Origin of the sequence: Burkholderia orbicola, from assembly GCF_900100915.1 — a bacterium.
Classification (GTDB): Bacteria; Pseudomonadota; Gammaproteobacteria; order Burkholderiales; family Burkholderiaceae; genus Burkholderia; species Burkholderia orbicola.
The window spans coordinates 2,221,098-2,234,616 of the sequence record NZ_FNKW01000001.1 but is presented as its reverse complement, the minus strand read 5'-3'; the positions used below and the strand labels follow the sequence as shown (position 1 = coordinate 2,234,616).

The following is a 13,519-nucleotide window of genomic DNA, read 5'->3' as shown; positions in this document are numbered from 1 at the left end:
GGCGGCCTGGCGGCCTTTCGGACGACACGTCGGGGCCGGATGCAGACGGCCTGCGGGCCGCCCGGAACCGTGCGGCGCGACCGCTTTCCCCGGCGCAGGTGTCGCCTTGCTGCCACCTGCTGTAAAGGCTGGGGGCCGTAAACGACGGTCTCGAAAAGCCGTTATAGTAGCAGGTTTGGTTCCCTCCATTTTCGCCAGGTTCATGGAACAGATCCGTATCCGTGGGGCACGCACCCACAACCTGAAAAACGTCAATCTCGACCTGCCGCGCCACAAGCTGGTCGTGATTACCGGGTTGTCCGGGTCGGGCAAGTCGTCGCTCGCGTTCGACACCCTTTATGCCGAAGGCCAGCGCCGCTACGTGGAAAGCCTGTCCGCGTACGCCCGCCAGTTCCTGCAGCTGATGGAGAAGCCCGACGTCGACCTGATCGAGGGGCTGTCGCCGGCGATCTCGATCGAGCAGAAGGCCACGTCCCACAACCCGCGTTCGACCGTCGGCACGGTCACGGAAATCCACGACTACCTGCGACTTTTATACGCACGGGTCGGCACGCCGTACTGTCCCGATCACGACATCCCGCTCGAGGCGCAGAGCGTGTCGCAAATGGTCGACGCGGCGCTCGCGCTGCCCGAGGAAACCAAGCTGATGATCCTCGCGCCCGTCGTCGCGGATCGCAAGGGCGAGCATGCCGAGCTGTTCGAGGACATGCAGGCGCAGGGCTTCGTGCGCTTTCGCGTGCGCTCGGGCGGCGGCGCCGCAAACGAAGGCGCCGCGAAGATCTACGAGGTCGAGTCGCTGCCGAAGCTGAAGAAGAACGACAAGCACACGATCGACGTCGTCGTCGATCGCCTGAAGGTGCGCCCGGACATGAAGCAGCGGCTCGCCGAATCGTTCGAAACCGCGCTGCGCCTCGCCGACGGCCGCGCGATCGCGCTCGAGATGGATACCGATCGCGAGCACCTGTTCAGCTCGAAGTTCGCGTGCCCGATCTGCTCGTACTCGCTGCAGGAGCTCGAGCCGCGCCTGTTCTCGTTCAACAACCCGATGGGCGCGTGCCCGGAGTGCGACGGCCTCGGCCAGATCACGTTCTTCGACCCGAAGCGGGTCGTCGCGCACCCGTCGCTGTCGCTTGCCGCCGGCGCGGTGAAGGGCTGGGACCGCCGCAACCAGTTCTACTTCCAGATGCTGCAGAGCCTCGCGGCGTTCTACGAATTCGACATCGACGCCGCATTCGAGGATCTGCCCGAAAAAATCCGCAAGGTGCTGCTGTTCGGGTCGGGCAAGCAGACGATCCCGTTCTCGTACATCAACGAGCGCGGCCGCACGACGATCCGCGAGCACGTGTTCGAAGGGATCATCCCGAACCTCGAGCGCCGCTACCGCGAAACCGATTCGGTCGCGGTGCGCGAAGAGCTGTCGAAGTACCAGAACAACCAGCCGTGCCCGTCGTGCGACGGCACGCGCCTGCGCCGCGAGGCGCGCCACGTGCGGATCGGCACCGGCGACCACGCGCGCGGCATCTATGAGATCAGCGGCTGGCCGCTGCGCGACGCGCTCGGCTATTTCGACGGGCTGACGCTCGAAGGCGCGAAGCGCGAGATCGCCGACAAGGTGATCAAGGAAATCGTCGCGCGCCTGACGTTCCTGAACAACGTCGGCCTCGACTACCTGTCGCTCGAGCGCAGCGCCGAGACCCTGTCGGGCGGCGAGGCGCAGCGCATCCGGCTCGCGTCGCAGATCGGCTCGGGGCTCACGGGCGTGATGTACGTGCTCGACGAGCCGTCGATCGGCCTGCACCAGCGCGACAACGACCGCCTGATCGCGACGCTCAAGCACCTGCGCGACCTCGGCAACTCGGTGATCGTCGTCGAGCACGACGAGGACATGATCCGCACGGCCGACTACGTGGTCGACATGGGCCCCGGCGCGGGCGAGCACGGCGGCGTCGTGGTCGCCGAAGGCACGCCGAAGCAGGTGCAGTCGAATCCGCAGTCGCTGACGGGCCAGTACCTGCTCGGCAAGCGCGTGATCGAGTATCCGGACGAGCGGCTCGCGCCCGATCCGGAGCGGATGCTGCGCATCGTCGACGCGCACGGCAACAACCTGAAGCACGTCGATCTCGAACTGCCGGTCGGCCTCCTGACCTGCATCACCGGCGTGTCCGGCTCCGGCAAGTCGACGCTGATCAACGACACGCTGTATCACGCGGTCGCGCGCCACCTGTACGGCTCGGCGGCCGAACCGGCGCCGCACGAGGCGATCGAGGGCCTCGAGCACTTCGACAAGGTGATCAACGTCGACCAGTCGCCGATCGGCCGCACGCCGCGCTCGAACCCGGCCACGTACACGGGCCTGTTCACGCCGATCCGCGAGCTGTTCTCGGGCGTGCCGACGTCGAAGGAGCGCGGCTACGATCCGGGCCGCTTCTCGTTCAACGTGAAGGGTGGCCGTTGCGAATCGTGCCAGGGCGACGGCGTGCTGAAGGTCGAAATGCACTTCTTGCCGGACGTCTACGTGCCGTGCGACGTGTGCCACGGCAAGCGCTACAACCGCGAAACGCTCGAAGTGCAGTACAAGGGCAAGAACATCAGCGAAGTGCTCGACATGACGGTCGAGCACGCGTACGAGTTCTTCAGCGCGGTGCCGGTCATCGCGCGCAAGCTGAAGACGCTGCTCGACGTCGGCCTCGGCTACATCCGCCTCGGCCAGTCGGCCACGACCCTGTCGGGCGGCGAGGCGCAGCGCGTGAAGCTGTCGCTGGAGCTGTCCAAGCGCGACACCGGCCGCACGCTGTACATCCTCGACGAGCCGACCACCGGCCTGCACTTCCACGACATTGCGCTGCTGCTGGAAGTGATCCACCGGCTGCGCGACCAGGGCAACACGGTCGTGATCATCGAGCACAACCTCGACGTGATCAAGACGGCCGACTGGGTGATCGACCTCGGCCCCGAGGGCGGCGCCGGCGGTGGCCAGATCATCGCGCAGGGCACGCCCGAGCAGGTCGCGAAGACGAAGGCGAGCTTCACCGGCAAGTACCTCGCACCGCTGCTCAAGCGTCCGACCCGCAAAGTCGCGGCCGGCTGACGCCCGTTCCACCCTGCCCGCGCGCGGCCGCCCGGCCGCGCGCTCGTCGAAGCCGCCGCGCCCCCTCGTTTTCCCTTCTGCGTTTACACCACGCGCCAAACGGCCCGTTTGCGGACCATAATGGCAGCTATACTTTACGGTCGTAAGGTTCGCCATCCGCACCAATCCGGTGCGGCGCCGGGCGACCCGCGCGCTACCGCGCGCGGCGCGGCACGACATACGGACGACAGGAATCCACGATGGAGAAGCAACAAGAGTCGCGCGACACGCAGAACCGCGAGCCGCACCTGCGCAGCGTGCGGCTGACGAGCGACTTGAGCCTGCCGAAGCTGTCGGCACTCGAGATCGGCAGCTATCTCTTCGCGCTCGTCATGATGTGGCTCGTCCTTGAGCTCAAGCTGCTCGGCGGGATGCTGGCCGGCCTGCTGGTCTACCAGTTGATCCACACGATCGCGCCCGTGATCGAACGCCATACCACCAGCATGCGCGCGCGCTGGGTCGCCGTCGTGCTGCTGTCGATCGCGATCGTCGGCGCGCTCACCGGCCTGACGCTCGCCATCATCGAGCATTTCGAGCACACGGTGCCGAACCTGCAGAGCCTGCTCGGCCAGTTGATGCAGATCGTCGAGCAGACCCGCGCGCGCACGCCGGCCTGGATCGCCAACCTGCTGCCCGTCGACGTCGAACAGATGAAGACGAAGGCGGCCGTGCTGATGCACTCGCACATGGACCAGCTCCAGCAAAGCGGCAAGAGCGTCGCGCGCGGCTTCGGCCACGTGCTGTTCGGGATGATCATCGGCGCGATGATCGCGATCGGCGTCGAGCAGGGCAAGGTGCGCCGGCCGCTGTCGACCGCGCTCGTCACGCGCGTGTCGCGCTTCGCCGACGCGTTCCGCCGCATCGTGTTCGCGCAGATCAAGATCTCGGCGATCAACGCGGCCTTCACCGGCATCTACCTGCTCGTCGCGCTGCCGATCTTCCATCAGCGGCTGCCGCTGTCGAAAACGCTCGTGCTGGTCACGTTCATCGTCGGCCTGCTGCCGGTGATCGGCAACCTGATCTCGAACACGCTGATCGTCGCGGTGTCGCTGTCGGTCAGCATGGGCACCGCGATCGCGTCGCTCGCGTTCCTCGTGGTCATCCACAAGCTCGAATACTTCCTGAACGCGAAGATCATCGGCGGCCAGATCGAGTCGCGCGCGTGGGAGCTGCTGCTCGCGATGCTGATCATGGAAGCCGCGTTCGGGCTGCCGGGCGTGATCGCCGCGCCGATCTTCTATGCGTACCTGAAACGCGAGCTGTACCTGCTGCGGCTGATCTGAAGCCGCCCGCTCGCCACCGGCAAGCGAAAACGCCGCGCCCCGTGAAGGGCGCGGCGTTTTCGCTTGTGGAGCCGGCCGTTGGGGGCCGACGGATCAGCGGAACACGACCGTCTTCGTCCCGTTCAGCACGATCCGGTGCTCGACGTGCCACTTCACCGCCCGCGCGAGCGTCACGCACTCGACGTCGCGGCCGATCGCGGTCAGCTGGTCGGGCGTCATGCTGTGGTCGACGCGCTCGACTTCCTGCTCGATGATCGGGCCTTCGTCGAGATCGGTCGTCACGTAGTGCGCGGTCGCGCCGATCAGCTTCACGCCGCGGTCGAAGGCCTGGTAGTACGGCTTCGCGCCCTTGAAGCTCGGCAGGAACGAATGGTGGATGTTGATCGCGCGCCCGGCGAGCTGCTCGCACATGTTCGGCGACAGGATCTGCATGTAGCGCGCGAGCACGACGAGATCGGCCTGGTGCTCGTCGATCACTTCCAGCACGCGTGCTTCCTGCGCGGCCTTCGCGGCATCGGACGAGCCGCCGATCAGCGGGAAGTGATGGAACGGAATGTTGTAGCTCGCGGCGAGCTGGTAGAACTCCTTGTGGTTCGACACGATCGCCGGAATCTCGATCGGCAGCTGGCCGGTGCGATAGCGGAACAGCAGATCGTTCAGGCAGTGGCCGATCTTCGACACCATGATCACGACGCGCGGCTTCACGGCCGCATCGTGCAGTTCCCAGCGCATCGAGAACTGTTCGGCGAGCGGCGCGAATTCCTTGCGAAGCGTGTCGAGCGCCGACGCGGCATCCACGCCGCCGCCGTCCTGTTCGAAGTGCACGCGCATGAAGAACTCGCTGGTGCGGCTGTCGCCGAACTGCGCGGAATCGAGGATGTTGTTGCTGCGCTCGAACAGGAAGCCCGAGACCGCATGGACGATGCCGTGCCGGTCAGGGCACGACAGTTTCAAGATAAAGCTGTGATCGGTCGGCATGACCGCTACTCCCATTGTTTCCGTATTCGTCAAATTGCCCGTTCACGCCGCGCCGCGCGCGTCGCGGCGCACGTCATGCAGCCGGCACGAACAGCGCGTCGATGCCGGCCGCGTCGGCCGCCGCGATCCAGCGGTGGCGCAGCAGCGTGTCGAGCGTCGCGAGGCTCGCATCCATCGTCGCGCGGCCTTCGCGCAGCCAGCCGATCACCTCGGGCACGCCGGCCAGCAGGTGCTCGGCCACTTCGCCATCCTGGTTGCGCGGCGCGAAATCGTGCGGCAGCGGCAGGTCGTACACGAAGATCAATTCGGACTGCGTGCCTTCCGGCAGCGAGTTCAGTACCTGCACCGTGCGGCCCGCGATCGCGCGCGCCGCCAGGTCGGCCGGAATGCCGGCTTCTTCCCAGCATTCCTTCGCGAGCGTCTCGTGAACGCCCAGCCCCCAGCCGATCCCGCCCGCGACGACGTTGTCGAGCATGCCGGGGTCGGTCGCCTTGGTCGCGCTGCGGCGGCCGAGCCACATCTTCGGCGCGGCCGCGACGGGCGGCTCGCCCGGCGTAACCGCATATTCTACGATGCCGTTCACGTGCACCGCATAGGTCTGCGTGCCGAAGAAGCGCGACGCGGCGCGCTCGATGTACGCGAGCGGCGGATCGTCGAAGCGGTTGCGGATCGCATAGATCTCGTCGCGCCAGCCGGGAATCGCGCCCTCGGCCGCGAGCGCGCCGATCGCGCTGGCCAACGCCATGCTGCGCGCATCGACCGAATCGTAGCGCGCCGACAGCACCACCCGCTCGCCGGTCAGCTCGAACACGTCGGGCCAGCGCACGAGCTTCGCGATGTCCTGGCGGCGCACCCAGCCGACCGCCTGGCCGGCGATCTCGAAACGCAGGTGTGCGGCCGGATCGAAGCGGCGCGCGGCCGCGATGCACGGAAACGTCATCGTCATCAATCCTTCAGTGCGACGCGAATGCCGATCGCGATGAACGTGGCGCCCGCGATCCGGTCGAGCCACACGCCGGCCTTCGGGCGCCGCTTCAGCCACGTGCCGATCATCCCCGCGCCGACGCCGAACAGCGAGAAGACCGCGGCCGTCTGCAGCATGAACAGCGCGCCGAGCTCGAACATCTGCAGCGTCACGCTCTGCGCGCCGTGCGGATCGACGAACTGCGGCAGGAACACGACGAAGAACAGCGTGACCTTCGGGTTCATCAGGTTGCCGATCACGCTCTGCCGGAAGATCGTGGCGAGCGGCTGCGGCGGCCGCGCATGCGCGTTAGCGAGGCCCTGGCTGCGCAGCGCCTTGATGCCGATCCACACGAGGTACGCGGCGCCCGCGAGCTTCAGGATCTGGAACGCGACCGGCGACGAACGCAGCACGGCCGCCACGCCGAGCGCCGCGAGCGTCGTGTGGAACAGGATTCCCGCCGTGAAGCCGAGCGCCGCGACGAAACCGGCCGCGCGGCCCTGCGAGATGCCGCGGGCGAGCACCTGCAGGTTGTCGGGACCCGGCGCGAACGTGATCGCGACCGACGTGGCGAGAAACAGCATGAAGTTGGGCATCGTGACCTCGCTGCGGAAGGTGAACCAAGCGGTGAACCAAGCGTGAACCGAGGCCAGCCGGGGCGGCAAACCCCGACGGACCGGCGTTCAGTGGCCGGCGAATTCGGTAACGGTATAGACCGGCAGTCCGGCGTTGCGCAGCAGCGTCGAGCCGCCGAGATCGGGCAGGTCGATGATCGCCGCGCCCTCGACGACCTCCGCGCCGAGCCGCTGCAGCAGGTTGCACCCCGCCATCATCGTGCCGCCGGTCGCGATCAGGTCGTCCATGATGATCACGCGGTCGCCGGGCTTGCACGCATCTTCGTGGATCTCGACCGTCGCGCTGCCGTATTCGAGGTCGTACGACTCCGAACGCGTCTTGTACGGCAGCTTGCCGACCTTGCGGATCGGCACGAAGCCGACGCTCAGCTCGTACGCGACGATCGGCGCGATGATGAAGCCGCGCGCGTCGAGCCCCGCGACGTAGTCGAGCTTCGCGTCGACATAGCGTTCGACGAACAGGTCGACGAGGATGCGCAGCGCCTTCGGGCTCTGCAGCAGCGTCGTAATGTCGCGGAACTGCACGCCGGGCTGCGGCCAATCGGGCACCGTGCGGATCTGGCTGTGGATGAAGGCGACCGGATCGAGCGGTGCGCCCGGCGACGAATGCGGCATGAAACTCTCCGAAAAAAACGGTGCGCGAAGATCGGGCACCGTTTCTGATCAATACGGGTCGGGTTGTGAATCGCGGCTCACGCAGCCGCGGCCGGCGGATCGCGCCGATGGCGCGACAACCGCTCCTCCGCGAGCGCGAGCGCCTCGGGCAACCCGCGCAGCACCACGATGTCGCTCGCGCGCAGCTTGGTCTGCGGATCGGGTTCGACGCCGCGGATGCCGTGCCGGCGGATCGCCGTGACTTCCAGCCCGAGCGCGTACAGCCCGAGTTCTTCCAGCGAACGCCCGACCGCGTCCGCGCGCGCATCGACCGGCACCGATTGTAGCCGCACCTGCTCGTGATCGTCGTCGTCCGCATCGTCCGCGCCGCGGAAATAGCCGCGCAGCAGGCTGTAGCGCTCGTCGCGCATCTCCTCGACGCGCCGCACGACCTTGCGCATCGGCACGCCGACCAGCACCAGCGTGTGCGACGCGAGCATCAGGCTGCCCTCGACGATCTCCGGAATCACCTCGGTCGCGCCGGCCGCGAGCAGCTTCTCGAGATCGGCATCGTCGACGGTGCGCACGATCGCGGGCAGCGTCGGCTCGAGCTCGTGCACGTGATGCAGCACGCGCAGCGCGGACGGCGTGTTCGCGTAGGTGATCGCGACGGCCGCCGCCCGGTGGATACCGGCCGCGAGCAGCGACTCGCGGCGCGCCGCGTCGCCGAACACGACCGATTCGCCGGCGGTCGCCGCAGCACTCACGCGATCGGGGTCGAGGTCGAGCGCGACGTACGAAATACCTTCCTGTTCGAGCATGCGCGCGAGGTTCTGCCCGGCGCGGCCGTAGCCGCAGATGATCACGTGGCCGCGCTGCTTGAGGCTTTGCGTCGCGATCCGCGTCATCTGCAGCGACTGCTGCATCCATTCCGTCGACGACAGCCGCATCACGATGCGGTCGGCGTTCTGGATCAGGAACGGCGCGGCGAGCATCGACAGCAGCATCGACGCGAGGATCGCCTGCAGCAGCGTCGAATCGACGAGATGCCGGTCGAGGATCAGGTTCAGCAGCACGAAGCCGAATTCGCCGGCCTGCGCGAGGCCGATGCCGGTGCGCATCGCGACGCCCGGCGTCGCGCCGAACAGCCGCGCGAGCCCGGCGATCATCGTCGCCTTGAACAGGATCTGCCCGACGAAGAAGCCGAGCACGATCAACGGATGCTCCCAGATCACGCGCGGGTCGAGCAGCATCCCCGTCGTCACGAAGAACAGGCCGAGCAGCACGTCGCGGAACGGCTTGATGTCCTCTTCCACCTGATGGCGGAACGGCGTCTCGGAAATGAGCATCCCGGCGATGAACGCGCCGAGCGCGAGCGACAGGCCGAAGCGGTCGGTGATGAACGCCGCGCCGAGCGTGACGAGCAGCAGGTTCAGCACGAACAGCTCCTGCGAGCGGCGCCGCGCGACGACGTTGAGCCAGCGCGTCATGAAGCGCTGGCCGATGACGAGCAGCAGCGCGAGCGCGATCACGATCTTGACCGCCGCGAAGCCGAGCGTGAGCGCGAGATCCTTCGACGATTCGGCGCCGAACGCGGCGATCACGATCAAGAGCGGCACCACCGCGAGATCCTGGAACAGCAGCACGCCGAAGATGTTGCGGCCGTGCTCGGTCTCGATCTCGAGCCGCTCGGCGAGCATCTTCGACACGATCGCCGTCGACGACATCGCGAGCGCGCCGCCGAGCGCGATGCTGCCCTGCCATGTGATGTGCACCCAGTGCTCGAACAGCGCGCCGAGCACGAGCGCGAGCACGAGGGTCGCGACGACCTGCAACAGGCCGAGGCCGAACACGAGCCGCTGCATCGACCTCAGCTTCGCCAGCGAGAATTCGAGGCCGATCGAAAACATCAGGAACACCACGCCGAATTCCGCGAGGTGCTCGGCCCGTTCGAGATCCGCCGCGACGCCGAATGCGTGCGGGCCGACCAGGATGCCGACGGTCAGGTAGCCGAGCATCGGCGGCAGGTTCAACGAGCGGAATACGACGACGCCCACCACTGAGGCCAGCAGCAGCAGCAGGGTCATTTCGAGCGGGGAAATCACAGGCGAAGCATCCTCGTTCGTCGGGGCCACGGCAATGCGGGCGCGGGTGGTGGCGGTGGACAGGCTGCTTCGGACGAGTCCGAAGGCCGGCGCGGCGAACAAACGCCTTTGCTATACTCCGCGCATGATAGCGAAAATCAATGATGATCGGGCGCTCGCGCTCGCCCGCGACGTGCTCGACATCGAGGCGGACGCCGTGCGCGCGCTGCGCGACCAGCTCGACGGCGGCTTCGTCCAGGCCGTGGCGCTGCTGCTCGGCTGCCGCGGCCGCGTCGTGGTCTCCGGGATCGGCAAATCGGGGCATATCGCCCGCAAGATCGCAGCCACGCTGGCCAGCACCGGTACGCCGGCCTTCTTCGTCCACCCTGCCGAGGCCAGCCACGGCGACCTCGGGATGGTCACCTCCGACGACGTCTTCATCGGCATCTCCTATTCCGGCGAATCGGAAGAACTCGTCGCGATCCTCCCGCTCGTGAAGCGGATCGGCGCGAAGCTGATCGCGATCACGGGCCGTGCGGGGTCGAGCCTCGGCACGCTCGCCGACGTGAACCTGAACGCCGCGGTGTCGAAGGAAGCGTGCCCGCTGAACCTCGCGCCCACCGCAAGCACGACCGCCGCGCTCGCGCTCGGCGACGCGCTCGCCGTCGCCGTGCTCGACGCGCGCGGCTTCGGCTCGGAGGATTTCGCGCGCTCGCATCCGGGCGGCGCGCTCGGCCGGCGCCTGCTCACCTACGTGCGCGACGTGATGCGCTCGGGCGACGACGTCCCGTCCGTCGGGCTGAATGCAACGCTGTCGGACGCGCTGTTCCAGATCACCGCGAAGCGCCTCGGCATGACGGCCGTGGTCGACGCCGACGGCAAGGTCGCCGGCATCTTCACCGACGGCGACCTGCGCCGCGTGCTCGCGCGCGACGGCGATTTCCGCACGCTGCCGATCACCGAAGTCATGACGCGCGACCCGCGCACGATCGCGCCGGATCATCTGGCGGTCGAGGCCGTGGAACTGATGGAGCGCCACCGGATCAACCAGATGCTGGTCGTCGATGCCGACGGCGCGCTGATCGGCGCGCTGAACATGCACGACCTGTTTTCGAAGAAGGTGATCTGATGAGCGCAGCGCTGACTGCGGCCGAACGCGCGAGCCGCGTGAAGCTGATGATTTTCGACGTCGACGGCGTGCTGACCGACGGCGGCCTGCTGTTTACCGCGGCCGGCGACGCGATGAAGTCGTTCAATTCGCTCGACGGCCACGGCGTGAAGCTGCTCGGCGAAGCCGGCATCGCAACCGCGATCATCACGGGCCGCCGCTCGGACATCGTCTCGGCGCGCGCGAAGGAAATGAAGATCGCGCACCTGTTCCAGGGCGTCGAGAACAAGCTCGCCGTGTTCGCCGAGCTGATCGCGTCGCTCGGCCTGACGGCCGACGCCTGCGGCTATATGGGCGACGACTGGCCCGACCTGCCGGTGATGCTGCGCTGCGGCTTCGCGACGGCCCCCGCGAACGCGCACCCCGAGGTGATCGCCCGCGCGCACTGGGTCGCCGAGGCCCGCGGCGGCCACGGCGCCGTGCGCGAGGTCTGCGATGCGATCCTGCGCGCGCAGCGCCGCTACGACGCGCTGCTCGCCGCCGCCTGCGGAGCCTGACCGATGAGCACGCATTTCCGCTGGACCCAGATGCTGCCGCTCGCCGCGGTCGCCGCGCTCGCGGGCGTCACGTGGTGGCTGCTGCAGGCCACGCTGCCGCCGCCCGGCGAGGGCATCGCGCAGCCGAAGCGCCACACGCCCGACTATTTCGCGGACAACTTCTCGGTCACCGAGCTCGACCAGACCGGCACGACCCAGTACCGGCTGACGGCCGCGAAGCTGGTCCATTACGAAGACACCGAAGGCAGCGACCTGACCGATCCGGCCATGCGCGCGTTCCAGCCCGGCAAGCCGGTCGTGACGACCACCGCGAAGCGCGGCACCGTCAACGGCGACGTGTCGATCGTCGATTTGTACGACGATGCACGCATCCTGCGCGCGGCCGGCGGCGGCGATCCGCAGATGCAGGCCGATTCCCAGCATTTCCGGATCTTCGTCAATGACGATGTGATCCAGACCGAAAAGCCGGTTAAACTTCAGCGCGGCCTGTCGCTCGTCAACGCGACCGACGGCATGAAGTACAACAACGTCACCCGGGTCATCGAGCTTTACGGCAACGTGCGCGGCACGATCGCCGCGGCGGACACGTCCGGCGGCTCGAAAGGTCAACCCAAGTGACGCATCCCTCACGTGACTGCATGAACGAACCGTTCCCTCGACAGATTTCCGGCGGCGCTGCGCGCGCCGTCCGCGCCGCGCTCGCCGCGACGCTCGTGGCGCTCCCGCTCGTCGGGCTGGCGCCGCTCGCCCATGCCGAGAAGGCCGACCAGAACAAGCCGATCAACGTCGAGGCCGACAACCTGACCTATGACGATCTGAAGCAGGTGACGGTCGCGACCGGCAACGTCGTGATCACGAAGGGCACGATCATCATCAAGGGCGATCGCGTCGAAGTGCGCCAGGACCCGGAAGGCTATCAGTACGCGACGTCGTTCGGCAGCGGCAAGAAGCACGCGACGTTCCGCCAGAAGCGCGAAGGCCTCGACGAATACATCGACGGCGACGCCGAGCGCATCGACTACGACGGCAAGCAGGATCTCACCACGCTGACCACCGCCGCGACCGTGCGCCGCCTGCAGGGCACGTCGACGATCGCCGATACCGTGCACGGCAGCGTGATCACGTACGACGGCCAGCGCGACTTCTACACCGCGAAGGGCGGCAAGGACGTCGCGGCGCCGGGCAACCCGAACGGCCGCGTGCGCGCGATGCTGTCGCCGAAGAACGGCGGCCCCGCGCCGCTGAACGGGGCGCCGGCCAAGCTGTCGCCGTCGACCACGATCCAGGGGGCGCCGGGCCAATGAACGCGCTCCCGAACCGCCAGCCGGCCGGCACCACGAGTTCGCTCGTCGTCCGCAACCTGAAGAAACGTTACGGCTCGCGCACGGTCGTCAAGGACGTGTCGCTCGACGTGAAGAGCGGCGAAGTCGTCGGCCTGCTCGGCCCGAACGGCGCCGGCAAGACCACGTCGTTCTACATGATCGTCGGCCTCGTGCCGACGGACGCGGGCGAAATCTCGCTGAACGGCAGCTCGATCAGTCTGCTGCCGATCCACAAGCGCGCGTCGCTCGGCCTGTCGTACCTGCCGCAGGAAGCGTCCGTGTTCCGCAAGCTGACCGTCGAGGAAAACATCCGCGCGGTGCTCGAGCTGCAGCACGGCGAGGACGGCAAGCGGCTGTCGAAGGACGCGATCTCGTCGCGTACCGAAGCGCTGCTCGACGAGCTGCAGATCGGCCACCTGCGCGAGAACCCCGCACTGTCGCTGTCGGGCGGCGAACGGCGCCGCGTCGAAATCGCGCGCGCGCTCGCGACCAACCCGAGCTTCATCCTGCTCGACGAACCGTTCGCCGGCGTCGACCCGATCGCGGTGCTCGAGATCCAGAAGATCGTCAAGTTCCTGAAACAGCGCAACATCGGCGTGCTGATCACGGACCACAACGTCCGCGAAACGCTTGGCATCTGCGACCACGCGTACATCATCAGCGACGGTTCGGTGCTGGCCGCCGGCGCACCGAGCGAAATCATCGAAAACGAAAGCGTGCGCCGCGTGTACCTCGGCGAACACTTCCGCATGTAACGTCCTCCTCGTGGCTGGCTGCACCCCGCCCGGCATCGCCGCGCGGGGCTGCGCCCCGCTTTGCATCCACGCCCGCGGCCCTGCCCGCGGCCGGGCGGCGCGCCGCGCGTAA

At 67.6% G+C, this 13,519-nt stretch carries 12 protein-coding genes; 7 read left to right on the top strand and 5 right to left on the bottom strand.

The window, feature by feature from the left end; translation table 11 throughout:
• Positions 1–202 precede the first annotated feature (202 nt).
• The gene (gene uvrA, locus BLS50_RS10680) at positions 203–3,088 is read left to right on the top strand and encodes an excinuclease ABC subunit UvrA (RefSeq protein WP_012329231.1); all 2,886 of its coding nucleotides are present in this window, start codon (positions 203–205) and stop codon (positions 3,086–3,088) included.
• A 239-nt stretch (positions 3,089–3,327) separates the two neighbouring features.
• Complete coding sequence (locus BLS50_RS10675; protein ID WP_006477797.1) at positions 3,328–4,410, top strand: AI-2E family transporter; 1,083 nt, start codon at positions 3,328–3,330, stop codon at positions 4,408–4,410.
• A gap of 93 nt (positions 4,411–4,503) precedes the next feature.
• Here the strand turns inward: BLS50_RS10675 and purU are convergent, their stop codons facing one another.
• The 5 genes from purU to BLS50_RS10650 all read right to left on the bottom strand — a co-directional run bounded on the left by purU (position 4,504) and on the right by BLS50_RS10650 (position 9,686).
• Positions 4,504–5,388: a formyltetrahydrofolate deformylase gene (purU, locus tag BLS50_RS10670; RefSeq protein WP_006483149.1), complete on the bottom strand. Its 885-nt coding sequence runs from the start codon at positions 5,386–5,388 to the stop codon at positions 4,504–4,506.
• Positions 5,389–5,461: 73 nt separating this feature from the next.
• Complete coding sequence (locus BLS50_RS10665; protein WP_074802790.1) at positions 5,462–6,328, bottom strand: NUDIX hydrolase; 867 nt, start codon at positions 6,326–6,328, stop codon at positions 5,462–5,464.
• A 5-nt stretch (positions 6,329–6,333) separates the two neighbouring features.
• Positions 6,334–6,948, bottom strand: coding sequence for a LysE family translocator (locus tag BLS50_RS10660; protein ID WP_027810397.1), 615 nt, complete (start codon positions 6,946–6,948; stop codon positions 6,334–6,336).
• 87 nt (positions 6,949–7,035) lie between these two features.
• Complete coding sequence (locus BLS50_RS10655; protein WP_074802181.1) at positions 7,036–7,602, bottom strand: adenine phosphoribosyltransferase; 567 nt, start codon at positions 7,600–7,602, stop codon at positions 7,036–7,038.
• Between the two features lie 77 nt (positions 7,603–7,679).
• Positions 7,680–9,686 carry a monovalent cation:proton antiporter family protein gene (locus BLS50_RS10650; RefSeq protein ID WP_012329236.1) on the bottom strand — a complete coding sequence of 669 codons (2,007 nt, stop codon included), beginning with the start codon at positions 9,684–9,686 and terminating at the stop codon, positions 7,680–7,682.
• 124 nt (positions 9,687–9,810) lie between these two features.
• Here BLS50_RS10650 and kdsD point away from each other — a divergent pair, with 124 nt between their 5' ends.
• Genes kdsD through lptB form a run of 5 tightly spaced genes read left to right on the top strand, consistent with a single transcriptional unit; the run spans position 9,811 to position 13,407 of the window.
• A complete protein-coding gene (gene kdsD, locus BLS50_RS10645; protein WP_006483136.1) occupies positions 9,811–10,794 on the top strand; it encodes an arabinose 5-phosphate isomerase KdsD in 984 nt (327 codons plus the stop codon).
• Positions 10,794–11,330: a KdsC family phosphatase gene (locus BLS50_RS10640; protein ID WP_074802180.1), complete on the top strand. Its 537-nt coding sequence runs from the start codon at positions 10,794–10,796 to the stop codon at positions 11,328–11,330. The genes kdsD and BLS50_RS10640 overlap by 1 nt, the downstream gene beginning before the upstream one ends.
• Positions 11,331–11,333: 3 nt before the next feature.
• On the top strand, positions 11,334–11,948 hold the full coding sequence (lptC, locus tag BLS50_RS10635; RefSeq protein WP_006477790.1) for an LPS export ABC transporter periplasmic protein LptC: 615 nt from the start codon (positions 11,334–11,336) through the stop codon (positions 11,946–11,948).
• A gap of 20 nt (positions 11,949–11,968) precedes the next feature.
• The gene (lptA, locus tag BLS50_RS10630) at positions 11,969–12,634 is read left to right on the top strand and encodes a lipopolysaccharide transport periplasmic protein LptA (RefSeq protein WP_012329239.1); all 666 of its coding nucleotides are present in this window, start codon (positions 11,969–11,971) and stop codon (positions 12,632–12,634) included.
• Positions 12,631–13,407: an LPS export ABC transporter ATP-binding protein gene (lptB, locus tag BLS50_RS10625; RefSeq protein ID WP_006477788.1), complete on the top strand. Its 777-nt coding sequence runs from the start codon at positions 12,631–12,633 to the stop codon at positions 13,405–13,407. The genes lptA and lptB overlap by 4 nt, the downstream gene beginning before the upstream one ends.
• Positions 13,408–13,519 lie beyond the last annotated feature (112 nt).

Bases quoted from the DNA above. Each gene is read 5' to 3' on its own strand.
- uvrA (WP_012329231.1), top strand. From the start codon at position 203: ATGGAACAGATCCGTATCCGTGGGGCACGCACCCACAACCTGAAAAAC.
- BLS50_RS10675 (WP_006477797.1), top strand. From the start codon at position 3,328: ATGGAGAAGCAACAAGAGTCGCGCGACACGCAGAACCGCGAGCCGCAC.
- purU (WP_006483149.1), bottom strand. From the start codon at position 5,388: ATGCCGACCGATCACAGCTTTATCTTGAAACTGTCGTGCCCTGACCGG.
- BLS50_RS10665 (WP_074802790.1), bottom strand. From the start codon at position 6,328: ATGACGTTTCCGTGCATCGCGGCCGCGCGCCGCTTCGATCCGGCCGCA.
- BLS50_RS10660 (WP_027810397.1), bottom strand. From the start codon at position 6,948: ATGCCCAACTTCATGCTGTTTCTCGCCACGTCGGTCGCGATCACGTTC.
- BLS50_RS10655 (WP_074802181.1), bottom strand. From the start codon at position 7,602: ATGCCGCATTCGTCGCCGGGCGCACCGCTCGATCCGGTCGCCTTCATC.
- kdsD (WP_006483136.1), top strand. From the start codon at position 9,811: ATGATAGCGAAAATCAATGATGATCGGGCGCTCGCGCTCGCCCGCGAC.
- BLS50_RS10640 (WP_074802180.1), top strand. From the start codon at position 10,794: ATGAGCGCAGCGCTGACTGCGGCCGAACGCGCGAGCCGCGTGAAGCTG.
- lptC (WP_006477790.1), top strand. From the start codon at position 11,334: ATGAGCACGCATTTCCGCTGGACCCAGATGCTGCCGCTCGCCGCGGTC.
- lptA (WP_012329239.1), top strand. From the start codon at position 11,969: ATGAACGAACCGTTCCCTCGACAGATTTCCGGCGGCGCTGCGCGCGCC.
- lptB (WP_006477788.1), top strand. From the start codon at position 12,631: ATGAACGCGCTCCCGAACCGCCAGCCGGCCGGCACCACGAGTTCGCTC.